Origin of the sequence: Vibrio fortis, assembly GCF_000695685.1 — a bacterium.
Taxonomy (GTDB): Bacteria; Pseudomonadota; Gammaproteobacteria; order Enterobacterales; family Vibrionaceae; genus Vibrio; species Vibrio fortis_A.
The window spans coordinates 67,521-92,295 of sequence record NZ_JFFR01000003.1 but is presented as its reverse complement, the minus strand read 5'-3'; the positions used below and the strand labels follow the sequence as shown (position 1 = coordinate 92,295).

Sequence of the window (24,775 nt, the reverse complement as noted above, 5' to 3'; positions counted from 1 at the left end):
AATAAATAGCAAAAAGCCATCACAAGATGGCTTCAATTTCATTCGGTATTTGGCTAGGGGAACATATTCGAACTTGTTTATGTCTACCTAACTCGCCCTTTTCGATCTTAACCAGCCCTTTAGCGACTTTAAATTGCTTCGACAGATACTTGGTTAGATGGGCATTGGCTTTGCCATCAACAGGCGGTGCTGTGATGGCGACTTTTAACTCTTCACCATGCAAGCCGATAATCTTGTCTCGGCTTGCTTTGGGTTGGATGTAGAGCCGCAGAAGAATGTCATCTTCCTCTCTCCAAACGGCCACTGACATTATAGTTGGAACCAGATAGGGCCAACTAGATCACCCATCAAGAAGTTAGCAAACTGCAGAACAATAAACAGTACTAACACGCTAAGGTCGAAACCACCCATATCAGGAAGAATGCGGCGGACCGGGATTAGCATTGGCTCTGTTAGTTGATGGAATACATACTCAATTGGGCTACGACCTTGGCTAACCCAGCTTAGGATTGCACGGATCAATAGTACCCAGAATAGTAAGCCACCTGCAGCTTTCAGTAGTGAAAGAGCCCCAAATATTAGGAAGCTGATATCAAATACGGCAGCGCCACCTGAGATGATCAGGTTAAGAGCAACAAACTTCAGTACGCACAATGCATAGGCAAACAATACTGTCGCCATATCAATGCTACCGATCGATGGAATGACACGACGCAGTGGTGCTACAACTGGTTGAGTAGCTTTTACGATGAATTGTGAGAACGGGTTGTAGAAGTCAGCACGTGATGCTTGCAACCAAATACGTAAGATCACCACCATGATATAGAGATCAAAAAGGGTCGAGATCAAAAAGCTCATCGAGTTCATATAGGTTCCTTTTTCGGAGTAATTCATAGCGATCCAGTGATCGCTATGCTGTTCTTAAAATAGTTTTTCCATCTCTTCAGCTCTTGCTACCGCGGCTTGCATCGCTTTGGCAACAATCTCTGATAGGTGATTCTCATTAAAGGTGCGCAGAGCTTCAGCTGTTGTGCCGCCCTTAGATGTCACTTGTTCACGCAATGTAGAAAGTTCAGTGTCAGGGTTTGCGACAACCATTTCTGCTGCACCGAGTGCCGATTGCTGAACTAATTGGCGTGCCGTTTCAGGCGTAAAACCTTGTTTAATGGCTTCCGCTTGCATCGCTTCCATAAATAGGAAGAAGTAAGCTGGAGCACTACCTGCAGCGGCAATGATGTTGTTAATCCCAGACTCTTGCTCAACCCAAGTGACTTTGCCAACCGCTTGCATCAGCTGTGCAGCAAAGGTTTTATCGTCTTCTGTCGCTTTGGCATTGGCAAACAAACCACTCATGCCTTTGCCAACTAGCGATGGCGTGTTTGGCATCACTCGAACAAGGCTCAGTGAAGAGTCTAACATTTCATCAAATCGAGCCGCGTTGATACCTGCTGCAATTGAGATAACAAGTTTGTTGCCAAAGTCGACCTGCTGCAGTGGCTTGCACACCTCTTCCATCATTTGTGGTTTTACGGAGAGTACCACTACGTCAGCCTGCGTGGCTGCGTCGATATTGTTACTGGTTGTATTAATACCGTAATCTTTTTCAAGCGGTATTCTGCGCGTTTCTGATGGTGCTGTCGCGGTAATTTTATCAGCAGGGTAACCACTCGCGACTAAACCCGCCACGATAGAACGTACCATGTTGCCTGCGCCGATAAAGGCGATGTTCTTATGTTCCATATATACAATCCTGAGCTTCATCGCCAGTTGAAGGCTGATGAGATAATACGATTAAACTATTTTGCGTAATTGCGTGCACCAAAAATAGCGGTACCGATACGTACCATGGTACTTCCTGCCTCAACGGCCGCTTCCATGTCTCCGCTCATCCCCATAGATAGTGTATCTATATTGTCGTATTTGGAGCTGAGCTTTTGCTGCAGGCTTGAGAGCTGATTAAATGCAGCAAGTTGCGATTCATAATCTGACACGTTAGCAGGAATTGACATCAATCCTCTTAAAGTGAGGTTGGGAAGTGATGAAATCAACTCCGCCAATGCAAAAACTGATTCTTCATCGGTTCCTGATTTAGAGTCTTCACCACTGGTATTAACTTGAATAAGGACTTGAAGTGGTTCTTGGCCTGCAGGACGCTGATCGTTTAAGCGTTGGGCAATTTTATCGCGCTCAACCGAGTGTACCCACTGGAAGTTTTCTGCAATCGGTCGCGTTTTATTGGATTGAATTGGTCCAATAAAATGCCACTCTAAATTAAGGTTAGAATGTTGTTCTGAAAAGTGTTTTACTTTATCAACACCTTCTTGAACGTAGTTTTCACCAAAGGCAACCTGTCCTCCGAGTGCCGCTTCAAGGATCGCGTCATTCGGTTTTGTTTTACTAACGGCTAAAAGTTGCACCGACTCTGGCGTTCGGCCACATTTTTTCTCTGCAGTTCTAATCTGCGAGGTGATTTGCTCGATATTTTGTTGAATACTACTCATAGCTGACTTTACTTAAGGGAAAATAAATGGATATCACTGAGTTACTGGATTTTAGTGTAAAGCATAACGCGTCAGATCTACATCTTTCTGCGGGTGTATCTCCAATGGTACGTATAGATGGTGAAGTTAGGAAGCTTGGAATACCGGCTTTGAGCCATGCTGATGTTCATCGTTTGGTTTTTGAGATCATGAACGATTCACAGCGCAGTGAGTTTGAAGAGAAGCTGGAAGTGGACTTTTCATTTGAGTTGCCGAATGTTGGCCGTTTCCGTGTGAATGCCTTTAACCAGTCGCGTGGTTGCTCTGCGGTGTTTCGAACCATCCCTGTTGATATCCCGACGCTCGATCAGTTAGGTGCTCCTGATATCTTTGAAAAGATAGCTAACTTTGAGAAAGGTTTGGTTTTGGTCACTGGCCCAACAGGCTCTGGTAAGTCGACCACACTGGCGGCGATGGTTGATTATGTAAACCGTAACCACAACAAACACATTCTTACCATTGAAGACCCTATCGAATTTGTTCATACCAACAATAAGTGCCTAGTGAACCAGCGAGAGGTTCATCGTGATACTCACAGCTTTAAAGCAGCGCTGCGCAGTGCACTGCGTGAAGACCCAGACGTTATCTTAGTGGGTGAGCTACGTGACCAAGAGACAATCAGCCTAGCCCTAACAGCGGCTGAAACCGGTCACCTGGTGTTTGGTACACTGCATACTAGCTCTGCGGCTAAAACCATTGACCGTATCATTGATGTCTTCCCTGGTAGCGATAAGGACATGGTGCGCTCAATGCTATCGGAATCTTTGCGATCGGTGATTGCTCAGAAGCTACTGAAACGAGTCGGCGGAGGACGTGTCGCTTGTCATGAGATTATGATGGCAACGCCTGCTATTCGTAACTTGATTCGTGAGGACAAGGTCGCTCAGATGTATTCAATCATTCAAACAGGTGCCGCGCATGGTATGCAGACTATGGAGCAAAATGCCAAACAGTTGATTGCTCAAGGCGTGGTTGACTCAGATGAAGTCCAAAAGAAAATTGAGATAGAAACAGCACTGTTTTAATCAAAGGTATTGATAATGGAATTAAATCAGATCCTTGAGGGGATGCTGTCGCAAAAGGCGTCCGATCTTTATATCACGGTTGATGCGCCAGTGTTGTTTCGCGTCGATGGAGAGCTGCGCCCACAAGGTGAAGTTCTCAATGCCGCTCAAGTGGCGCAGCTGCTAGACGCAATGATGGATCAAGAGCGACGTGATGAGTATCGCCAAACGCGTGAGGCGAACTTTGCCATTGTTCGAGACGGTGGGCGCTTTCGTGTCAGTGCTTTCTTTCAGCGAGAACTGCCAGGTGCAGTGATTCGTCGTATTGAAACCAACATCCCAACCTTTGAGCAATTAAAGCTCCCTGATGTTCTACAGGACCTTTCAATCGCTAAACGCGGCCTTGTGCTGGTGGTTGGTGCAACAGGTTCTGGTAAGTCGACGTCAATGGCGGCAATGACGGGTTATCGTAACAACAATCGTTCAGGTCATATTCTTACGGTGGAAGATCCGATTGAGTTTGTGCATGAGCACAAGAAGTGCATTGTCACCCAGCGTGAGGTGGGCTTAGATACAGAGAGCTACGAAGTTGCGCTCAAGAACTCGTTACGTCAAGCTCCCGATATGATCTTGATTGGTGAGATTCGAAGCCGTGAAACCATGGAATACGCAATGACTTTTGCTGAGACGGGGCACTTATGTATGGCCACTCTGCATGCGAATAATGCTAACCAAGCTTTAGAACGTATTCTTCATTTGGTGCCGAAAGAGCAGAAAGAGCAGTTCTTGTTTGATTTGTCGATGAACCTGCGTGGAGTTGTTGCACAACAGCTCATACGAGACAAAAATGGCAATGGTCGTCACGGTGTGTTTGAGATTTTACTCAACAGCCCACGTGTGTCAGATCTTATTCGTCGTGGTGATTTGCATGAGCTCAAAGCAACCATGGCAAAGTCGAAAGAGATTGGTATGCAGACTTTCGATCAAGCGTTGTATGACTTAGTTGTTGCAGGGAAAATCAGTGAAGAGGATGCATTCCACAGTGCCGATTCGGCTAACGACCTGCGATTGATGTTGAAAACACAACGCGGTGACGATGATTACGGCGGTGGCTCTCTGGCTGGCGTTAAGATAGACATGGGATAAATAACAAAAGCCCTGAACGTGTTCAGGGCTTTGAAATCTTTGAGTTTGAGAAAGCTTAATTATGTGAAAAACTGCGGTTGTCAGAGGAATAACCTCTCTCTTTCTCAAGCTTTATTTTTTCAGGGTATTGGTTACCGCTGTAGCCTGCTGAGCTGGTTAATGAGCTGCAAGCAGAAATGGTTAGAGCGGCAAAGATTACTAGAAAAACTTTCATGTGAACTCCCACTTTGACTATGAATAGCACCAGTACTACGTCATGAATTAAGAGCGAGATCACAAAAAGGTCGAATTATTGACCACTTAATTTTTGCTAAGAATATTGTGCTTCAAACCAGCTTTCTAGAATTACTACAGCAGATTGGTTATCAACATTGCCTTTACTCAAGGCTTTGTAGCCACCCATGTCAAACAGTTCAGCGCGCGCTTCAGCCGTCGATAGTCTTTCATCATGCAGTTCAACATCAACACCAAAACGTCCCTTTAGGCGGTTAGCAAATTTCTTTGCTCGCGGGGTAATGGTCTCCAGCTCTTTGCCATGAAGGTCTGTTGGATACCCAACAACAATGAGGTCGGGTTGCCACTCTTTGATCTGCTTTTCAATATCGTCCCAATTTGGGATGCCATCTTTCGCTTTAAAGGCTTTTAGTGGGCTAGCTGTGCCTGTGATTTCTTGACCAATAGCGCTACCGATACTTTTTGTACCGTAATCGAATGCCATAATTGTACGTGACATAGTGTTTCCAAATTGATGAGATGGATAAAGGTTATGCGTGACCAGATTCTGCCGACAGTTGTGCCGCGTTGATTCCGAGCATCTGAACTGCGACCTTCCAACGTTCTGCGATAGGGGTGTCAAATATGACCTTAGGGTCGGCCTCAACAGTCAGCCAAGAGTTCTCAGTCAGTTCTGTCTCTAGCTGTCCTGGCTCCCAACCTGCGTAGCCTAAAGCCACAAGATAGTGTTGAGGTTCATCCTCAGTGCCGAGAACCGTAAGAATATCACGTGATGTCGTGACAGAGAGCTGATCCGTCATGCTGATGCTAGATTGGTAGTTGCCGTTGGGCTTGTGCAGAATAAAGCCTCTGTCTTCAGCAACAGGGCCGCCACTCAAGACGGGTTTGTCTAAACTGGCTTGATTCAACTTAGGCTGAGTCGCGTCGATTTCAACTTGCTTGAGCATATTGCCTACAGTGACATTAATGGGAGCGTTAATCATCAGCCCCATTGCTCCTTCGTCGTTGTGCTCACAAAGGTAGATCACTGAGTTTTGGAAGTAAGGATCTTTCATTCCAGGCATTGCGACCAGAAAATGGTTAGTGAGATTCATAGTACCTCCTGCTCTAAAGGAAAAAGGAGCGGCTTGGTCGCCGCTCTCATGCTAACTCAGTCAGCTAATATTATTGTCTAATTATTAGCTTAGGTTATTTTGCGCTAATGCGGCGTTCAATCGCATCCATTAGCTTACCGGTAATCGAGATATCGAAGGCACCTTCAATTTCACGAATACAAGTTGGGCTGGTTACGTTGATCTCTGTTAGCTTATCACCAATCACATCAAGGCCAACAAAAATCAGTCCTTTCTCTTTCAGAGTTGGAGCGACTGCTTTAGCAATTGCCCAGTCAGTCTCGCTAAGAGGACGTGCTTCACCTGTACCACCTGCGGCTAGGTTACCACGAGTTTCGCCTTTCGCAGGGATGCGCGCTAAGCAGTAAGGCATTGGTTCACCATCCACTACAAGAATACGCTTATCACCATTGCTGATGTCTGGAACGAAAGTTTGAGCCATCGCGTAGTTTTGGCCGTGGTTAGTCAGCGTCTCAATGATCACAGATACGTTTGGATCGCCTTCTTTAACTCGGAAGATAGACGCACCACCCATGCCATCAAGAGGCTTAAGAATCACATCACCATGCTTCTCACGGAACTCTTTAATCTTTTCCGCTTTACGCGTAACGATAGTGGTTGGCGTTAGTTCTGGGAACCATGCTGTGAACAGCTTTTCGTTACAATCACGAAGGCTTTGCGGTTTGTTGACGATTAGCGCGCCGTTCTCTTCTGCACGCTCAAGGATGTAAGTCGCATAGATGTACTCAGTATCAAACGGAGGATCTTTGCGCATTAGAACCGCATCTAAATCAGCCAAGGCAATTGTTTGTTCTGATTTGAATTCATACCAGCCGTTTGGATCTTCTTTCAGTTCAACAACCTTAGTGTCGGCAATTGCAACACCTTGATCGAGGTGAAGATCATTCATCTCCATGTAATGGATTTCGTAGCCGCGGCGTTGCGCTTCAAGCATCATGGCAAAGCTAGAGTCTTTTTTGATGTTGATGGACGAAATAGGGTCCATCACAATACCGAGTTTGATCATTATTTTTCTCCGTTTAACCAAGATCGCCGAAACGAACTTGTAAAGCTGTAATTGCAGTTAGAGCCGCAGTCTCTGTACGTAGAACACGTGGACCAAGTAGCGTCTCTTCAAATTTGTATTGTTCTGTCATGCTGATCTCTTCAGCTGACAAGCCACCTTCTGGGCCGATCAATAGGCGAACCTTGTTGATAGGTTCTGGCAGAGTATTGATTGAGTACTTTGCTCTAGGGTGTAGGTTTAGCTTTAGTGCTTCGCTTGGCTCACTACACCACTCTTCGAGCTGCATGATAGGGCGAATCACAGGTACAGTGTTTCGACCGCACTGTTCACAAGCAGCAATTGCGATCTTCTGCCACTGCGCTAGCTTTTTCTCGAAGCGTTTCGCATCAAGCTTCACGCCGCAGCGCTCAGAGATGAGTGGGGTAATGGTGTTTACGCCAAGCTCTACCGATTTTTGGATGGTGAATTCCATCTTATCGCCGCGAGAGATAACCTGACCAAGGTGCAGGTCGAGTGGTGACTCACTGCTGCGCTCAATACGCTCTGTTACGTTAACCGTCACATTCTTCTTCGACACTTCGGTGATCTCAGCCGGAAACTCAGCTCCGCTACCATCAAAAAGCAGGACTTCTTGGCCCTCTTTCATGCGCAATACGCGTCCAACATGCCCCGCAGCATCCTCGCCAAGTGCGAGAGAACCTAATTGTTGAATGGGTTCAGGGTGGTGAATTCGAGGGATTCTCATGTTGGTTGACCTGTAAATTGTTTATCTGGGGTTTAGTGTCTCAGCCTAACATGGATGCGCAGTGAAGAAAAAACAAGTGGTTGGCATAAATAGGCGTGCTATCCGAAGTTTAAGGGGGACGATTTGTAATTTATAAACTTGAGGAATAGAATCCAAGTGATTGAAAATAAATATAATTAAAACTAGGCTTATTTATGTTGCAAATGAAAAAACGTTCTATCTTAGCAGGCTCTATTATTAGCGCACTGTTGGTTGGCTGTGGGGGAGGCTCTGGCTCGTCATCAGATGCCCCTGCGAGCATTGCTTCACCTAATGTGAATGGTACGCCTTCTTTAACGTCGGTTTCGACAGTCACATCCACTTCTTCATCGTCTGATATTGTTGATTGTGCTAAGGCATTTTTAGAAAAGCGCTCTTGTGATTTATCGGTTATTCAACCTATCGGGGTCGATGGTACAGATGTCACGATTGAGCAGATTGAAAGTCGGTTGGTCGTTTCACACTCATGGATGGCTGAGAGCTTTATTGCAGCACTGCGAGAAATTAACGACCAGGATCTACTCAACCTGTTTAAACCACTTAACAGTATCGTGCTCAGTTATGATGTGCGCCCATCTTTTTACAATACTGCTACGGCATCAATGTATATTGACCCGAGGTATGTGTGGCGTACGAAGAATGAATGGGATTCTATTTACCGACAAGATGATTACCGTAAGAACTTCCAAACAGAGTTTAAGTTCGACAAGGCGCAGCGTTACGTTGAGCAAAACTCTTACAATTACGTGACCTATTCAAATACATACAATGCAGCGACAAACTATCAACGGGGATCTGAGCACGTTGCGCCAGGGCTGTTTCGATTGTTGGCGCATGAGTTAGCTCATGCCAATGACTTTTTACCGGCAAGTGATTTAATACAAACGCCAGACTCAGGCACTATCTCTACTTACCTTCAGAAACTACAGACATTGAATCGAGATTTGTTTGATAGCAATCCGTTAACCTCAACAACATTGAGAGACGCAGCACAAGTAGCGTTTCGTGGTAAGGCGATGACCGATGATGTCCGCAATTTGACCGGTGAAGCCGCTGGTATGGAGTTCGCAGGTGATAAGGCCGCTGCATTCTACTCTTATTCGCATCCAGCGGAAGATGTCGCGATGCTGTTTGAAGCGTACATGATGTATAAGAAATACAATGCGATCTCTGATTTTGCGTTTGTGAGCATTCCGCAATCAAGCAATCCGTCATGTGATGAATGGAAGATCCAATGGGGACAACGTTCTCGATTGTCAGATCAAGGTGTTCAAGACAGAGCCGTATTTGTGGCTAATAGAATCTTGAGCAAGTCTAGCGCTGACATTCGCATGGAGCTTGAGAACTTACCAGATAACCCAAGTGCGTTTGCGCAGGGAACAGGTTGGTGTGATAGCCGCCAATCAGGCGTGATGGCCGCTTCTCGCTCTGTACAGTGGGAAGACAACACAGTCGTCATTGATGACTTGCGCTACCTGGAAGATTTTGAACACTAATTAGCGACCAAGGCTCTTTAATTTTAAAGAGCCTTTTGTTGTTTCTGTGGGTACTTTTCTAACAATATTCAATCGTTCACTTACTTACAGCTCTCATAAACGAATGGGTTATGGTTACCTTGAATGCGGAAAATACGTTCATCACGAGTACACTCCCATTCATCGACAGGGAATTGCTTATTCCACGCCATCATTAGGTTGGTTTGTTGTTTCGATAGCTTGAAGCCGTATTCTCTGCTCATGTACAGGTAGGTACGCGCAATTGAACCTTTGGCGCGATCGGGTGGCATAACCTTGCGCTGTTTGAAGTTAACCTGCATCTCACATTGGCCGTAGCTAACGCCATCAACACCATTCCATTGGCTGAAGTTGTAGTTAGAGCGATCACCATTCACTTCACCGATCGCGGGAGTTAGGTTGTGGAGGTCTGCTTCCATTGATTTGAAGACCTTGTCATTGCGGGTGCAGTTCTTACGACCGCCATTCTGCCAACACTGACGCTGGTGGCCGAATTGCCATGCAGGCACCACATGCTCCCACTCAATGCGAGAAGCTCGCTTCTGCTGTTTCCTGACTTCATAGCCGCAACCTTCAAGGTCAGGGACCCCTTTCTTTTTATCCTTCCAAGTAATGTCACAACCACAATAGAAAGAAGTGGGGTGGTCAAGGTAGATCTTTACGGCTTCCCGTTTTGCTTTGGAAAAAGAGCTTGGCGGCGCGGCGAAAACGCTTTGGGTTACCAGTAGGCCAAATAGTATTGAAAAGCAAAAAGACACCAGTAGGCCAAATGCTTTTGAAGGTGATTTTTTCATGCGAAAAGACTGATAAAAGTATGATAATTATCAGTCTAGCACTCAAATGACACTTTACTCTATTACATTTTATGGCTGGCTTTATTGTGCTTAGCTGAGCTGTTTACCGGTGAAAGTGAGAAGCTGCTTGCACTGCTGACAGCGGTAGCTTGCCTGATTGCGCTGCACTTTATTATGACGGCGGATGGTCAGTGGGTAGAGGGTACAGCCGCAGTTGTATTCGAATGTCTTTCCTTGTACTGAGTCCACCGAAAAGCTATGCGTGGTCTTTGCTGGCACCTTGAACACTTGCTCCATTACATACTGCCACTCTTTACCATGAGGCTTAACGCGACCAAAGACTTGGTGAGTAATGAGGTGTGCTATCTCATGAGGGATCACTTCCTCAATAAAGGCGTCTTGATTTTCATTGAACAGCACCGAATTTAGACGTATCTCATTAAGTTGAAGATAAGCTTTGCCCGCGGCTTTTCCTCGTACTTGGTAAGTCAGCTTTGGAATTTGAAATTGGCGAGAGAAGTGCGAGTTTGCAATGTGAATACACTCAGCCAATTTCTTGTTGGCACGATGGTGTAATGGGCTGTAAGACGACAAAAGTGAGACTCCAAACAAAAGGCCTTAGCTTGATGCTAAGGCCTTATCCTATCATTGCTCCCGATGGAGATCAGGTATTACATGTGGTGCTTTTTCTTGATGGTCTCATGGTACGCGTGCCACGTACCATAGCCGAGTAGTGGCATGGTCAAGATCATACCGACACCGTAAGTAGCAAAACCGATTAAGATACCGCCGCAAATGATGGCAGCCCATACTACCATGGCTGGTAGGTTAGATTTCACCGCGTTGAAGCTAGTGAATATCGCACTCATTACGTCAACTCGGCGCTCCATCATTAGTGGAATCGAGAAGGCTGAGATACTGAAAATGAGGCTAGCAATGACAAAGCCGACGACAGAGCCTGTTATCAAGAATGGGGCAAACTCAGCAAGTGGCGCACCTTGTACTGATGGGTACAGAGCGTGTAACAGGGCTGCGATTCTCATCCAAAAAATCATCGCTACCATTAACACAATGGCAAAAGCCCATTGGTGAGTTGAGTTGCGAGTGATTGCCTTCATTGAGTGGAGTAGGCTGGCGTTGTGGCCTTTTTCTCTTTCCCAGCTAGCGTCGTATAAGCCGAGCGCTAAAAACGGTCCAATCAGCATGTAGACAATCAGGCTCGGCATAACCACTAGGTGTGTGCCTTGCCACTGCACAAGCTGAACAATCGCCACGGCAGCTGCCATGAAACATAAACCATAGAATGCACTGATCATCGGCATTCGCACTAAATCGTGAAGCGCGAGTGAAAGCCAATGAAAGGGCGCAGAAATACTGACTTGGTTACACGGAATAGTGCGAGCGTATTCACTGTCACTCACCCTATTTTTGTCTTTTTTAAAATCGGATGGATTTGCAGTACGAGGCATAACTTCCCCTTAGTTAAAATAACGTCCTAGATTCAACCTCGTATGTCTTCACAGCGGCTGGCAGCGAGTCATCTTGGCTGAGCTGTTATTGAAATATCATGTCCTAGAGAGTTGTCTCGTGTTTCCTAACGGGGTGTAACCTAACCAGTTGTTGCACCAAATGTGAGCTTGATCGCCTAGGAGTACTTTAACTATTGTCACTACTGTCAAAAAACACAAATTATCCGGGGGGTTTTTAATGGGGTATAAGAAGAGAAGTGGACGAAATGTGGTGGGGTATCTGAGGTAACTGTATAAAAATAAAGCCCTTACTAACGAGTAAGGGCTTTTGAAATTTTTTTGCGTGGCGTTAAATTATTTTAGGCCAGCGAAGTCAGCTAGGATTGCTGCTTTGTCTGTTGCTTCCCATGGGAACTCTTCGCGACCGAAGTGGCCGTAAGCTGCCGTCTTCTTGTAGATAGGCTGAAGAAGGTTCAGCATCTCTTGAAGGCCGTATGGGCGTAGATCGAAGTTTTGACGAACTGCTTCAATGATGATGTCATGAGGTACTTTCTCTGTACCGAAAGTTTCAACCATGATAGATGTTGGATCAGCAACACCGATAGCGTAAGAAAGTTGGATTTCACAACGGTCTGCCATGCCAGCTGCAACGATGTTTTTAGCAACGTAACGAGCTGCGTAAGCTGCAGAACGGTCAACCTTTGATGGATCTTTACCAGAGAATGCACCACCACCGTGACGAGCTGCGCCGCCGTAGGTATCAACAATGATCTTACGACCAGTTAGACCACAGTCACCCATTGGGCCACCGATTACGAAACGGCCAGTTGGGTTGATGAAGAAGTTAGTGTCTTTGTTGATCCACTCAGAAGGTAGTACTGGCTTGATGATCTCTTCCATTACTGCTTCACGTAGATCAGGAGTTGTTACTGAATCACAGTGTTGCGTTGAAAGAACAACAGCATCGATACCAACGATCTTGCCTTGGTCGTATTGGAAAGTAACTTGTGATTTCGCATCTGGACGAAGGAAGTCTAGCTTGCCGCTTTTACGTACTTCAGCTTGTTTCTCAACAAGACGGTGAGAGTAAGTAATTGGTGCTGGCATTAGGATTTCAGTTTCGTTTGTTGCGTAACCAAACATGATGCCTTGGTCACCTGCACCTTGCTCTTTAGGGTCAGCTTTATCAACACCTTGGTTGATGTCTGGAGACTGCTTACCAATTGTATTTAGTACAGCACAAGAGTCAGCATCAAAGCCCATGTCAGAGTGAACGTAACCAATTTCACGAACGGTTTCACGAGTGATCTCTTCGATATCAACCCACGCAGACGTTGTTACTTCACCGCCAACCATAACCATGCCCGTTTTCACGTATGTCTCACAAGCAACTCGTGCTTTTGGATCCTGTTCTAAGATGGCATCAAGAACAGCATCAGAGATTTGGTCTGCAATTTTATCTGGATGGCCTTCTGAAACAGATTCAGAAGTGAAAAGGTGCTTAGCCATGAGAGCTCCACTTTTAGTATTAGGTGCAAAGTTTCTATCTGCGTCGCATAGGGTTGCGCCGAGATTAAATTCAATAATTTCTGTAGGTGTTTCTACATCTAGACGTCTATTCTAAATTCCAACGGTCGAATTACAAGCTCTTTTTTATGATATGTCATAACCAAACGATTGCTTTCTCACTTGTGCTAGTCCGTTAAAAACTAGGGAAATGTTGTAAAAGTGCGAAAACTGACCTTGAAAACCTCAGCAAAACGTTTGCAGTCGCCATAGGCGTTTGAGAGAATAACCGCGCTAATAACTAGCAATTATTTCTCATTTTTCAAATCGCTTATGCACTCAGGAGCAGACATGCCTTCTCGTAAAGATCTCGCAAATGCAATCCGCGCACTTAGTATGGACGGTGTTCAACAAGCTAATTCAGGCCACCCAGGCGCACCTATGGGTATGGCTGACATCGCTGAAGTTCTTTGGCGTGGTCACTTGAACCACAACCCAGCAAATCCAGAGTGGGCAGACCGCGACCGTTTTGTATTGTCAAACGGCCACGGCTCAATGCTAATTTACTCTCTGCTTCACCTAAGCGGTTATGAGCTATCTATCGAAGATCTTAAGAACTTCCGTCAACTGCACTCTAAGACTCCAGGTCACCCAGAGTATGGCTACGCACCAGGTATCGAAACGACAACAGGTCCTCTAGGCCAAGGCATCACTAACGCAGTTGGTATGGCGATGGCTGAGAAAGCACTTGCTGCTCAGTTCAACAAAGAAGGCCACGACATCGTTGACCACTTCACTTATGCATTCATGGGTGATGGCTGTCTGATGGAAGGTATCTCTCACGAAGCATGTTCTCTAGCAGGTACGCTAGGTCTTGGTAAGCTTATCGCTTTCTGGGATGACAACGGCATCTCTATCGATGGTGAAGTTGAAGGTTGGTTCTCTGACGACACGCCTAAGCGTTTTGAAGCATACGGCTGGCACGTAATCCCTGCAGTAGACGGTCACGATATCGAAGCGATCAACGCTGCAATCGAGGCGGCTAAAGCAGACCCTCGTCCTACGCTTATCTGTACTAAAACTATCATCGGTTTTGGTTCTCCAAACAAATCTGGCTCTCACGATTGTCACGGCGCACCATTAGGTCACGACGAGATCGCAGCAACGAAAGAAGCACTAGGCTGGGCTCACGGCCCATTTGAAGTTCCTGCAGACATCTACGCTGAGTGGGATGCAAAAGAAGCAGGTGCTGAGAAAGAAGCGGCTTGGAACGCGAAGTTTGACGCGTACGCAGCGGCTTACCCAGCAGAAGCAGCAGAGCTTAAGCGTCGTCTGAATGGCGAACTACCAGCTGAGTGGGAAGAGAAGGCAAACCAAATCATTGCTGATCTTCAAGCAAACCCTGCTGATATCGCATCACGTAAAGCATCTCAAAACGCACTAGAAGCGTTTGGTCAAATGCTTCCAGAATTTATGGGCGGCTCTGCTGACCTAGCACCCTCGAACCTAACTATGTGGTCTGGTTCTAAGTCTCTAGAAGCAAATGATTTCTCTGGTAACTACATCCACTACGGTGTACGTGAATTCGGTATGACGGCTATCATGAACGGTATCGCTCTGCACGGTGGTTTCGTTCCTTACGGCGCAACATTCCTGATGTTCATGGAATACGCTCGTAACGCAATGCGTATGGCTGCTCTGATGAAAGTTCAGAACATCCAAGTTTATACGCACGATTCTATCGGTCTTGGCGAAGATGGCCCAACTCACCAACCTGTTGAGCAAATGGCATCACTACGTCTAACACCGAACATGAGCACATGGCGTCCATGTGACCAGGTTGAGTCTGCAGTGGCTTGGAAACTGGCTATCGAGCGTAAAGACGCACCGACGTCTCTGATCTTCTCTCGTCAAAACCTTGCACAGCAACCTCGTGATGCAGAGCAAGTAGCGAACATCACAAAAGGTGCTTACATCCTGAAAGACTGTGAAGGTAAGCCAGAGCTTATCCTTATCGCAACGGGTTCTGAGGTTGAGCTAGCAGTAGAAGCTGCCGCGCAACTAACGGCTGAAGGCAAAAAAGTACGCGTTGTTTCAATGCCATCTACTGATGCATTCGACAAGCAAGACGCAGCGTACCGCGAAGAAGTTCTACCATCAGACGTAACAGCACGTATCGCTATCGAAGCGGGCATTGCTGACTTCTGGTACAAGTACGTTGGCTTCGACGGTCGTATCATCGGTATGACAACATTCGGTGAATCTGCACCAGCTGGCGAACTGTTCAAGATGTTCGGCTTTACTACTGAAAACGTAGTAAGCACAGCTCAAGAGCTTCTAGCTTAATGTGAGTTATCCACGAAGGCTTTAGTGCTGAAGTGAAAATAGAAAACCGAGCTTTGATAGCTCGGTTTTTTTATTGATTGCAACGAAAGCAGGTTACTCGAACTCACTTCCCCAGTTATCCAGCTCTTTAGTCCCACATACTTTGCATGTCACGTAGCGATCCATGTTGTAGTAGTGACCACCATTGATAATAGCGTGGGCAAACAATTTTACTTTGCCGAACCATGTTTTATCTTGGTCATAGCTGCTGGGTTGGCGAACAAGTATTTCTCTGTGAGGTGTTTCTTTGTTGCACTTTTTACAAAAATGAGTCGCTGGGTATCCAGACATAACCTTTCTCTTTGGTTGAAAAACGAGAGGAAAAACAGCCGTAGAGTTTGATTAGCTCATCTTCATCATCAGTATATTGCCAGTAGACCATTGATGGCTGTTATGAATTATTTTTAGCGAGTTAGATCACTCAACTAATGCCTTTTAGGTAGGATTCGGTTATCATCTGTTGCACGAAATTTTGGTTAGATGTATGGAACTATGCTAAAAGTCGCAATCAACGGATTTGGAAGAATAGGGCGCAATGTTCTAAGAGCGCTTTATGAAAGTGGCAAAAGCCAACAAATCAAAGTCGTCGCTGTTAATGAGTTAGCACAACCTGATGCTATGGCTCATTTGCTTCAATACGACACCAGTCACGGCCGTTTCGGCAAGAAAATCTCGAACGATCAAGAGCATATTTATATTCATCATGATAGTGGTGAAATCGATACTGTTCGTATTCTCCATTTAGCTGAAATTGACCTACTCCCTTGGCGCGATCTTGAAGTGGATATCGTGCTTGATTGTACCGGCGTGTATGGTTGCCGTGCCGATGGCCTCGCTCATATCGAAGCTGGCGCTAAAAAGGTGCTGTTCTCACACCCAGGTGCGAACGATCTCGACAACACCATTATTTATGGCGTTAATCACGACACCATCAAAGCCAGCGATCGCATTGTTTCCAATGGTTCATGTACCACCAACTGTATCGTACCTATCATCAAGGTTCTTGATGAGGCGTTTGGTATCGATTCTGGCACTATCACCACGATTCACTCGTCGATGAATGACCAGCAAGTGATTGACGCCTACCACTCGGACTTGCGTCGTACCCGAGCCGCGAGCCAATCTATTATTCCGGTTGATACCAAACTTCATAAAGGTATTGAGCGAATTTTTCCGAAATTTTCTAACAAGTTTGAAGCGATTTCTGTGCGAGTACCAACGGTTAACGTTACAGCAATGGATTTAAGTGTCACAATTAATACGAATGTGAAAGTTAATGACGTAAATCAAACCATTGTTAACGCATCTCAGTGTACATTACACAATATCGTTGACTATACTGAAGCGCCGCTCGTATCCATCGACTTTAATCACGATCCCCATAGCGCGATTGTGGATGGTACTCAAACCAGAGTGAGCAACGGCCACTTAGTAAAAATGCTAGTGTGGTGTGATAACGAATGGGGCTTTGCAAACCGAATGCTGGATACGGTACTTGCAATGCAAGCTTCTGACGGCGAGAAGTAAGGCCCGGAAGCAAATATGCGGATTATTTATTTTTAAGCTTGAAATAAATTCCAAGTATCCACATATTATGACCAGTTGAAGAATTTATAGGCTTAGCAGGGTTGCTGAGTTTCCAAAACTTTATATTTATTTAAATTTGAGAGGACAAATCATGTCTGTGATCAAGATGACTGACCTGGAACTAGCAGGTAAACGCGTATTTATCCGTGCTGACCTAAACGTACCAGTAAAAGACGGTAAAGTAACTTCAGATGCTCGTATCCTTGCATCGCTACCAACTATCAAGCTTTGTCTAGAAGCTGGTGCAAAAGTAATGGTTACTTCACACCTTGGTCGCCCAACGGAAGGCGAGTACAACGAAGAGTTCTCTCTACAACCTGTAGTTAACTACCTAAACGACGCTCTAGAGTGTGACGTTAAACTAGCAAAAGATTACCTAAACGGCCTAGAGCTGAACGCTGGTGAGCTTGTAGTTCTAGAAAACGTTCGCTTCAACAAAGGCGAGAAGAAGAACGAAGAAGAGCTATCTAAAGCATACGCATCTCTATGTGACATCTTCGTAATGGATGCATTCGGTACGGCTCACCGTGCACAAGCATCTACTCACGGTGTTGGTACTCACGCTCCTGTAGCATGTGCAGGTCCTCTTCTTGCTGCTGAGCTAGAAGCACTAGGTAAAGCAATGGATAACCCAGAGCGTCCACTAGTTGCTATCGTTGGTGGTTCTAAAGTTTCTACTAAACTGACTGTTCTTGAGTCTCTATCTAAAGTTGCTGACCAACTTGTAGTTGGTGGTGGTATCGCGAACACGTTCATCGCTGCTGAAGGCCACAACGTAGGTAAGTCTCTATACGAAGCAGACCTAGTTGAAACAGCTCAAAAGCTAATGAAAGAGTGTGCTATCCCAGTTGCAACTGACGTAGCATGTGCAAAAGCATTCGATGAGAACGCAGAAGCTGAAATCAAGCACGTTTCTGAAGTTGCAGACGACGACATGATCTTCGACCTAGGTCCAGAATCAACAGCGGCTCTAGCTGAAATCATCGGCAACGCTAAAACTATCCTTTGGAACGGCCCTGTAGGTGTATTCGAATTCAAGAACTTCGAAGCGGGTACAGCAGGTATCTCTAAAGCAATCGCTGAGTCTGCAGGTTTCTCTGTAGCAGGTGGTGGTGACACGCTAGCAGCTATCGACAAGTTCGGTATCAAAGCTGACGTTTCTTACATCTCTACTGGCGGCGGTGCTTTCCTTGAGTTCGTTGAAGGTAAAGTACTTCCAGCAGTTGCTATGCTAGAAGAGCGCGCTAAGGCGTAATGAATATGAAGGCGGGTGACTATACCCGCCTTTAACGTTTGCTGCATGTCACACTTTTTTGCTAGAATGGCATAAGTTGTGAGCAAACGTTTGCAAGTTTTTAAACTTAAGTTTTTTAATCTTAAAACGATAGAATAAATAGGACTATTTCCATGTCTAAGATCTTCGATTTTGTAAAACCTGGTGTAATTTCTGGCGATGACGTACAGAAAGTATTTGAAGTAGCAAAAGAAAACAAATTTGCTCTTCCAGCAGTAAACGTTGTTGGTACTGACTCTGTAAACGCAGTACTAGAAGCAGCTGCTAAAGTTAAGTCTCCAGTTGTTGTTCAGTTCTCTAACGGCGGTGCTGCTTTCTTCGCAGGTAAAGGCGTTAAACTTGAAGGTCAAGGCGCTCAAATCCTTGGTGCTGTAGCTGGTGCTAAATATGTACACGCTGTAGCTGAAGCTTACGGTGTTCCAGTTATCCTTCACACTGACCACGCTGCTAAGAAACTTCTTCCATGGATCGACGGTCTACTAGACGCTGGTGAAGAGTTCTTCGCTCAAACTGGTAAGCCTCTATTCTCTTCTCACATGCTAGACCTTTCTGAAGAGTCTCTAGAAGAGAACATCGAAACATGTGCTAAGTACCTAGAGCGCATGGCTAAAATGAACATGACAATCGAGATCGAACTTGGTTGTACTGGTGGTGAAGAAGACGGCGTTGATAACTCTGATATGGACGCATCTGAGCTTTACACTTCTCCAGAAGACGTTGCTTACGCATACGAGAAACTAAGCGCTGTTAGCCCACGTTTCACTATCGCTGCATCTTTCGGTAACGTACACGGTGTATACAAGCCAGGTAACGTTGTTCTAACTCCAACTATCCTACGTGACTCTCAAGCATACTGTGCAGAGAAGTTCGGTATCGCACCTAACGCTCTAAACTTCGTATTCCACGGTGGTTCTGGTTCTACTGAAGCAGAAATCCAAGAGTCTATCGGCTACGGTGTTATCAAAATGAACATCGATACTGATACTCAGTGGGCTACATGGGATGGTATCCGTGCATACGAAGCGGAAAACCGTGACTACCTACAAGGTCAAATCGGTAACCCAACTGGCGAAGACGCTCCAAACAAGAAGTACTACGATCCACGCGTATGGCTACGTGCTGGTCAAGCTTCTATGGTTACTCGTCTTGAGAAAGCATTCGCTGACCTTAACGCTGTAGACGTACTATAATTCTTCTGAATTAAGTAACGCTAAAGTTTTGAAAACCCGCTCATTGAGCGGGTTTTTTTGTGCCTGATAAAAACTTGTATGAAATATGTGAAAACCCTAGCGTACGGTGAATAAATTTCGTAGTCTTTTAACTATCGGTATTTGTGTTTATGCGTAAGTTTCCTTTATTCAAGAGCTTACATAAATATGACTTTGCAATCTGTCAAAGATAGGATATCGTGCCGAAAAACAGGGGTAGACCCCCTGTTTAGTAAAAAGGACTTAGCCAATATTTGTTTTTAAGGTGATGATTTCGTTATATAAAATGAGATTGTTTGTGCTTTATCTACGATATTTGGTTTAAGGCAGTTTAGCTCATAGCATATTACATAGAGGATGCAAATTATGGCTGAAAGCTCTACCGAATTTGAGACTCCAATTGTGGATAGTCTTTCAAATGCAGAACAGTGGTTAACGAATAACTCAGATCTCTTTATTCAGTACGGTGTAAACATCATTTCAGCACTGGTTATCCTATTTATCGGTAACATTATCGTTAAAGCGGTAGCGAATAGCGTCTCTAAAGTGCTTCAGAAGAAGAAGATGGACCGAGCTGTCGTTGAGTTTATCCACGGCTTAGTTCGTTACTTGTTGTTTGTTATTGTTCTGATTGCCGCTCTTGGTCGTTTAGGTGTTCAAACCGCGTCAGTGGTTGCTGTAATTGGTGCGGCTGGTCTAGCTGTCGGTCTTGCTCTGCAAGGCTCGCTATCTAACTTCGCTGCTGGTGTACTGATTGTTGCATTCCGTCCATTCAAGTCTGGTGACTACGTTGAGATTGGTGGTGTAGCGGGTTCTGTAGATTCGATTCAGATTTTCCAAACGGTTCTAACAACGCCTGATAACAAGATGGTTGTAGTACCAAACGGCAGCGTTATCGGTAGCCCAATCACGAACTACTCTCGTCATGCGACACGTCGTATCGATCTGATGATTGGTGTTTCTTACGGTGCTGATCTACAAAAGACCAAAGAGCTTCTGACTAAGATCTGTGAATCAGATGAACGTGTATTGAAAGAGCCAGGTGTTCAAGTAGGTGTTCATACTCTAGCGGATTCTTCAGTTAACTTCGTGGTTCGTCCATGGGTTAAAACAGAAGAGTACTGGGGAGTGTATTTCGACCTAATGCAAGCGATCAAAGAAGGCTTGGATAAAGAAGGTATCGAAATCCCATTCCCACAAATGGATGTTCACATGAACAAAGTAGAAGCTTAATCTTGAATTAGCTTCTACAGCGATAAGCTTTTGAAAGGAAAGGCGGATAACTTAGGTTATCCGCCTTTTTGTTTGATTGGCATTTTAACAATGATGTGATTACAAGTACTGTTCAATCAAGCCGTTAGCTAGCACTGCTGCAATCGTGAACATCATGGTTGCGACAGCGATATCAATGCCTTTTTTTACTCTTGGTTTTGACAGTGTTGGGCCTAGCTTAGCTGCGCCTAGTGAGAGCGAGTAGAACCACACAAATGACGCAAGGATTGTCCCCAAAGCGAAAGCAAGACGATCATTACCTTCAAATTGGCCGCCAATCGAACCTAAGATGACGACAGTGTCTAGATACAAGTGAGGGTTTAGCACGGTCACTGCCAGCGCCCCTAGGATCACGGTACGCTTACCACGAGCTAACACCTCTCCCTTTGATTCCTTGTCTGATGGTGCTTTAAAAGCACTGCGCAACGACAACAAACCATAGACAGTTAGGAAAGCGATACCACCCAGAGTTACCGAAGTTAGTAGGACTTCATTCTGCGACAAGATAGCACCACCACCAAAGATACCTAACGAGATAAATAGGGTGTCGAGCAAGCTACAAATCGTTGCTGTAGTTAAATGGTGATTGCGCTTAATACCTTGATTCAAGACATAGGCATTCTGCGCACCAATAGGAATAATCATGCTCGCACCTAATCCAAACCCTTGTAATAAAACCCAAAAACTCATTTTAACCTCCACGTAATCTATTGAACCCTTAGTTTTAGAGAGAAGATACGCTTAGATATTGAATAAGTATAATTAATGATTTTAATATAATATTAGGCAAGCTTATACTGGCTGAGTGCATCCATATTTAGGAGGAAAAACAGTGAGAGGAATGGATTATAAATGGTTAGAAGCCCTTGATTCTGTTGTGAATCAGCGAAGTTTTGAGAGAGCTGCAGAGCACCTCTATATCTCTCAGTCTGCGGTATCACAACGCATTAAGCAGCTCGAGAAATGGCTTGCACAACCAGTATTGATTCGTGAAACACCTCCGAGACCAACCCCTGCGGGCAAGAAATTATTAGGACTATACCGACGTGTGCGCCTGCTTGAACATGAGCTCGTCCCCGAGTTGATGAACGAAGAGAGCAGCCAAGCGCTGTCAGTTTCAATTGCGACCAATGCAGATAGTCTCGCGACTTGGTTATTGCCAGCACTGTCCGATGTGATGAAGACGAGACAAGTCGAGTTGAATATGGCTATCCATGGCGAAGCGAGGACCATCGCTAAACTCAAGAATGGGGAGGTTGCTGGCGCGATCAGTTTAGAGTCTCAAGCGATTCCAGGATGTCGCGCAGATTATTTAGGTCGGATGGATTATGTCTGTGTCGCAAGCCCTGAATTTTATCAGCGTTACTTCTCTGAAGGCGTTAACTACGCAACCCTCAAGCGTGCACCAGCTGTCTCTTATGATCAGTATGATGATCTGCATAAAAAGTTTCTTCATGACCACTTTAATGTACCAAGAGATGCCGTGATTAATCATACGGTGGGTAGCTCAGAGGCATTCGTTCGTATTGCCATGTCTGGCGTCGCTTACTGTTTGATTCCGCGTTTACAGATCGTTGAGGAGTTAGAGTCGGGCTCGCTGATTGATATCACTCCGGGTTTCCTGCTCTCTTATCGGATCTATTGGCATCACTGGCAGCTGGAGAGTGGGGTACTCAAAGAGATTTCCCAAGCCATTCTTAACTACGCGCATCAACACCTTCCTCAGTAAGCTGACGGTTTTATCAGCGTAAAAGTTATGTAAGAAGTTCAATATCCTCATTGGTATCACGATAAATTACTCTATGATGATAAGACATTTGCTTAGCATGGGTTTTCCTAATGAAATTAGTTCCAAATATGTTAGCGACATCTCTTACTCTGACTGCAGCTCTGAGTGTTATCAGTTTCCCATCATGGGCTGAAGTGGCCAACTTTCCTCATCTTTCAACGACTGGTTACGGTGAAGTCGTTGCCAAGCCAGACATGGCTACTTTCTCTGTAAAGGTGGTTGAGTCAACCATGACAGCCGAGCAAGCAAAGGGCACGGTAGACAGAGTCGTTACCGCTTTTCTGAATAAGCTAGAAGAAGCTGGCATTGATAAAACCAGCATTCAAAGCTCTAACCTATATCTTGCGCCTCAGTATCATTATCCAAAAGAGGGCAAACCAGAACTTGTGGGTTACCGAGCATCACGTAATGTCACAGTGCAGGTTGAAGATTTAGCAAACCTAAATCGCTACTTGGATATTGCGCTAAGCGAAGGAATCAATCAGGTGGATAACATCCAGCTGCAAGTTCGAGATCAGGTTAAGTATCAAGAGATAGCTCGTTTAGAAGCGATTAAAGATGCGCAGACTAAAGCTAAGTCTTTAGCGAATGGTTTTGATAAAGAGCTCGGTGATGTGTGGCGCATTGATTACAACGCACAGTACGCACAACCGGTTTTGATGCGCTCGATGGCTATGGATTCAAGAACAGAATCTAATTCATATCAAGATTCGACAATCACCATTCGTGATCGTGTTGATGTGATCTATCAGCTTGAAGAGTAATTGGATCATCATGATCTAATTACCTATAGTAGGCCAAATACTAAAAAGGCTCTCGTAATGAGAGCCTTTTTTACATCAGCTAAACGGAGAGATTAGTGAAGTAGACGAGCACGGATCGTGCCTTCAATCTCTTTCAGCTTCAGCAGAGCTTCTTCAGAGCGATCCGCTTCAACATCAATCACTACGTAACCCATATCAGCTGCCGTTTGTAGATACTGACCCGCAATGTTAATGCCTTCTTCAGCGAAGATGGTGTTGATTTGAGTCAGGATACCTGGGCGGTTTTCGTGGATGTGCAGCAGGCGTGATGTACCTGTATGCAGTGGTAGAGATACCTCTGGGAAGTTAACACTTGATAGCGTTGAGCCGTTATCTGAGTACTTCGCCAGTTTACCCGCTACTTCTACACCGATGTTCTCTTGCGCTTCCTGAGTAGAACCACCTACGTGTGGAGTTAGGATCACGTTATCGAACTGCATTAATGGTGACTCAAATGGGTCAGCATTAGTTTTAGGTTCTGTTGGGAAGACATCAATCGCTGCACCACCTAAGTGACCAGAATCCAGTGCACCACATAGTGCTGGGATATCTACAACCGTGCCACGCGCCGCATTGATAAAGATAGCGCCCGGCTTCATGCGGTCGAATTCCTCTTTACCCATCATGTTCTTGGTTTCGTTTGTTTCAGGAACATGCAGAGAAATTACATCACACTTATTCAAAAGCTCAGTCATAGTATGAACTTGCGTTGCATTACCTAGCGACAGCTTGTTCTCGATGTCGTAGAAGTAAACGCGCATACCTAAGTTTTCAGCAATGATACCTAGCTGAGTACCGATGTGGCCGTAACCGATGATACCTAAGCGTTTACCACGCGCTTCATAAGAGTTGTCTGCACTCTTTTTCCAAATACCACGGTGCGCAAGTGCGTTCTTCTCTGGAATACCACGTAGAAGTAGAAGTACCTGACCTAACACCAGCTCAGCGACACTACGTGTGTTTGAGAAAGGTGCGTTAAACACAGGCACACCGCGCTTAGCCGCAGCGTCTAGGTCAACTTGGTTAGTACCGATACAGAAACAGCCGATTGCAACCAGCTTTTCAGCTGCATCGATGACTTCTTGGGATAGATTTGTACGAGAACGGATACCAATAAAGTGCGCATCTTTAACTGCTTCTAGTAGCTCTTCTTCAGGTAGGGAGCCTTTATGATATTCAATATTGGTGTAACCGGCGGCTTGTAGTACTTCAACTGAAGAAGGGTGAAGGCCCTCTAACAGCAGAATTTTAATCTTATCTTTTTCCAGTGAAACTTTGGCCATTGTTCTCGTCCTTTAAAATGGAAA

The 24,775-nt window shown here is 45.2% G+C and carries 26 protein-coding genes; 10 read left to right on the top strand and 16 right to left on the bottom strand.

Features of this window, described 5'->3' with window-relative positions:
- Positions 1–19: 19 nt before the first annotated feature.
- Genes yggU through VFDL14_RS17640 form a run of 4 tightly spaced genes read right to left on the bottom strand, consistent with a single transcriptional unit; the run spans position 20 to position 2,501 of the window.
- Positions 20–310, bottom strand: a complete 291-nt coding sequence (gene yggU, locus VFDL14_RS17625) for a DUF167 family protein YggU (protein ID WP_032549853.1) — start codon at positions 308–310, stop codon at positions 20–22.
- On the bottom strand, positions 310–867 hold the full coding sequence (locus tag VFDL14_RS17630; protein WP_032549851.1) for a YggT family protein: 558 nt from the start codon (positions 865–867) through the stop codon (positions 310–312). The genes yggU and VFDL14_RS17630 overlap by 1 nt, the downstream gene beginning before the upstream one ends.
- A gap of 54 nt (positions 868–921) precedes the next feature.
- Positions 922–1,740, bottom strand: coding sequence for a pyrroline-5-carboxylate reductase (gene proC, locus VFDL14_RS17635; RefSeq protein WP_032549850.1), 819 nt, complete (start codon positions 1,738–1,740; stop codon positions 922–924).
- 56 nt (positions 1,741–1,796) lie between these two features.
- Positions 1,797–2,501: a YggS family pyridoxal phosphate-dependent enzyme gene (locus VFDL14_RS17640; RefSeq protein WP_032549849.1), complete on the bottom strand. Its 705-nt coding sequence runs from the start codon at positions 2,499–2,501 to the stop codon at positions 1,797–1,799.
- Positions 2,502–2,527: 26 nt separating this feature from the next.
- On the opposite strand from VFDL14_RS17640, the gene VFDL14_RS17645 reads away from it, so the two are divergent.
- Together VFDL14_RS17645 and VFDL14_RS17650 are read left to right on the top strand one after the other, a co-directional pair.
- Complete coding sequence (locus VFDL14_RS17645) at positions 2,528–3,565, top strand: type IV pilus twitching motility protein PilT (RefSeq protein ID WP_032549848.1); 1,038 nt, start codon at positions 2,528–2,530, stop codon at positions 3,563–3,565.
- A gap of 15 nt (positions 3,566–3,580) precedes the next feature.
- Positions 3,581–4,690 carry a PilT/PilU family type 4a pilus ATPase gene (locus VFDL14_RS17650; RefSeq protein WP_032549846.1) on the top strand — a complete coding sequence of 370 codons (1,110 nt, stop codon included), beginning with the start codon at positions 3,581–3,583 and terminating at the stop codon, positions 4,688–4,690.
- Between the two features lie 55 nt (positions 4,691–4,745).
- Here VFDL14_RS17650 and VFDL14_RS24640 read toward each other — a convergent pair whose 3' ends face one another.
- The 5 genes from VFDL14_RS24640 to rsmE all read right to left on the bottom strand — a co-directional run bounded on the left by VFDL14_RS24640 (position 4,746) and on the right by rsmE (position 7,808).
- On the bottom strand, positions 4,746–4,904 hold the full coding sequence (locus VFDL14_RS24640; RefSeq protein WP_167332341.1) for a hypothetical protein: 159 nt from the start codon (positions 4,902–4,904) through the stop codon (positions 4,746–4,748).
- A 96-nt stretch (positions 4,905–5,000) separates the two neighbouring features.
- The gene (ruvX, locus tag VFDL14_RS17655; protein WP_032549845.1) at positions 5,001–5,423 is read right to left on the bottom strand and encodes a Holliday junction resolvase RuvX; all 423 of its coding nucleotides are present in this window, start codon (positions 5,421–5,423) and stop codon (positions 5,001–5,003) included.
- A 31-nt stretch (positions 5,424–5,454) separates the two neighbouring features.
- Positions 5,455–6,018: a YqgE/AlgH family protein gene (locus VFDL14_RS17660; protein ID WP_032549843.1), complete on the bottom strand. Its 564-nt coding sequence runs from the start codon at positions 6,016–6,018 to the stop codon at positions 5,455–5,457.
- 94 nt (positions 6,019–6,112) lie between these two features.
- Positions 6,113–7,063 (bottom strand): glutathione synthase, encoded by a 951-nt coding sequence (gshB, locus tag VFDL14_RS17665; RefSeq protein WP_032549842.1) that lies wholly within the window; start codon positions 7,061–7,063, stop codon positions 6,113–6,115.
- A 13-nt stretch (positions 7,064–7,076) separates the two neighbouring features.
- Positions 7,077–7,808, bottom strand: a complete 732-nt coding sequence (rsmE, locus tag VFDL14_RS17670) for a 16S rRNA (uracil(1498)-N(3))-methyltransferase (RefSeq protein ID WP_032549841.1) — start codon at positions 7,806–7,808, stop codon at positions 7,077–7,079.
- A gap of 194 nt (positions 7,809–8,002) precedes the next feature.
- On the opposite strand from rsmE, the gene VFDL14_RS17675 reads away from it, so the two are divergent.
- On the top strand, positions 8,003–9,343 hold the full coding sequence (locus tag VFDL14_RS17675; RefSeq protein WP_050487340.1) for a hypothetical protein: 1,341 nt from the start codon (positions 8,003–8,005) through the stop codon (positions 9,341–9,343).
- An 80-nt stretch (positions 9,344–9,423) separates the two neighbouring features.
- On the opposite strand, the gene VFDL14_RS17680 is transcribed toward VFDL14_RS17675, so the two are convergent.
- From VFDL14_RS17680 to metK, 4 genes are all read right to left on the bottom strand, one after another.
- Positions 9,424–10,155, bottom strand: coding sequence for an endonuclease (locus VFDL14_RS17680; protein WP_032549840.1), 732 nt, complete (start codon positions 10,153–10,155; stop codon positions 9,424–9,426).
- 90 nt (positions 10,156–10,245) lie between these two features.
- The gene (locus tag VFDL14_RS17685) at positions 10,246–10,749 is read right to left on the bottom strand and encodes a SprT family zinc-dependent metalloprotease (protein ID WP_032549838.1); all 504 of its coding nucleotides are present in this window, start codon (positions 10,747–10,749) and stop codon (positions 10,246–10,248) included.
- Between the two features lie 77 nt (positions 10,750–10,826).
- Positions 10,827–11,624, bottom strand: coding sequence for a DUF2189 domain-containing protein (locus VFDL14_RS17690; protein ID WP_032549837.1), 798 nt, complete (start codon positions 11,622–11,624; stop codon positions 10,827–10,829).
- Positions 11,625–11,978: 354 nt separating this feature from the next.
- Positions 11,979–13,133 (bottom strand): methionine adenosyltransferase, encoded by a 1,155-nt coding sequence (metK, locus tag VFDL14_RS17695; RefSeq protein WP_032549836.1) that lies wholly within the window; start codon positions 13,131–13,133, stop codon positions 11,979–11,981.
- Positions 13,134–13,481: 348 nt separating this feature from the next.
- On the opposite strand from metK, the gene tkt reads away from it, so the two are divergent.
- On the top strand, positions 13,482–15,476 hold the full coding sequence (tkt, locus tag VFDL14_RS17700; RefSeq protein WP_032549835.1) for a transketolase: 1,995 nt from the start codon (positions 13,482–13,484) through the stop codon (positions 15,474–15,476).
- Positions 15,477–15,569: 93 nt separating this feature from the next.
- On the opposite strand, the gene VFDL14_RS17705 is transcribed toward tkt, so the two are convergent.
- The gene (locus tag VFDL14_RS17705; protein ID WP_032549834.1) at positions 15,570–15,806 is read right to left on the bottom strand and encodes a hypothetical protein; all 237 of its coding nucleotides are present in this window, start codon (positions 15,804–15,806) and stop codon (positions 15,570–15,572) included.
- A gap of 201 nt (positions 15,807–16,007) precedes the next feature.
- On the opposite strand from VFDL14_RS17705, the gene epd reads away from it, so the two are divergent.
- From epd to mscS, 4 genes are all read left to right on the top strand, one after another.
- On the top strand, positions 16,008–17,042 hold the full coding sequence (gene epd / locus VFDL14_RS17710; protein ID WP_032549833.1) for an erythrose-4-phosphate dehydrogenase: 1,035 nt from the start codon (positions 16,008–16,010) through the stop codon (positions 17,040–17,042).
- Positions 17,043–17,193: 151 nt separating this feature from the next.
- Positions 17,194–18,357, top strand: a complete 1,164-nt coding sequence (locus tag VFDL14_RS17715; protein ID WP_032549832.1) for a phosphoglycerate kinase — start codon at positions 17,194–17,196, stop codon at positions 18,355–18,357.
- A gap of 152 nt (positions 18,358–18,509) precedes the next feature.
- Positions 18,510–19,586, top strand: a complete 1,077-nt coding sequence (fbaA, locus tag VFDL14_RS17720) for a class II fructose-bisphosphate aldolase (protein WP_032549831.1) — start codon at positions 18,510–18,512, stop codon at positions 19,584–19,586.
- 384 nt (positions 19,587–19,970) lie between these two features.
- The gene (gene mscS, locus VFDL14_RS17725) at positions 19,971–20,837 is read left to right on the top strand and encodes a small-conductance mechanosensitive channel MscS (RefSeq protein ID WP_032549830.1); all 867 of its coding nucleotides are present in this window, start codon (positions 19,971–19,973) and stop codon (positions 20,835–20,837) included.
- Positions 20,838–20,936: 99 nt separating this feature from the next.
- Here the strand turns inward: mscS and VFDL14_RS17730 are convergent, their stop codons facing one another.
- Positions 20,937–21,566: a LysE/ArgO family amino acid transporter gene (locus VFDL14_RS17730; RefSeq protein WP_032549829.1), complete on the bottom strand. Its 630-nt coding sequence runs from the start codon at positions 21,564–21,566 to the stop codon at positions 20,937–20,939.
- 142 nt (positions 21,567–21,708) lie between these two features.
- Here VFDL14_RS17730 and VFDL14_RS17735 point away from each other — a divergent pair, with 142 nt between their 5' ends.
- Both VFDL14_RS17735 and VFDL14_RS17740 read left to right on the top strand, forming a co-directional pair.
- Positions 21,709–22,605, top strand: a complete 897-nt coding sequence (locus VFDL14_RS17735) for a LysR family transcriptional regulator ArgP (protein ID WP_032549828.1) — start codon at positions 21,709–21,711, stop codon at positions 22,603–22,605.
- A gap of 110 nt (positions 22,606–22,715) precedes the next feature.
- A complete protein-coding gene (locus VFDL14_RS17740) occupies positions 22,716–23,429 on the top strand; it encodes an oxidative stress defense protein (RefSeq protein WP_032549827.1) in 714 nt (237 codons plus the stop codon).
- Between the two features lie 92 nt (positions 23,430–23,521).
- Here VFDL14_RS17740 and serA read toward each other — a convergent pair whose 3' ends face one another.
- A complete protein-coding gene (serA, locus tag VFDL14_RS17745) occupies positions 23,522–24,751 on the bottom strand; it encodes a phosphoglycerate dehydrogenase (RefSeq protein WP_032549826.1) in 1,230 nt (409 codons plus the stop codon).
- Positions 24,752–24,775: the final 24 nt, after the last annotated feature.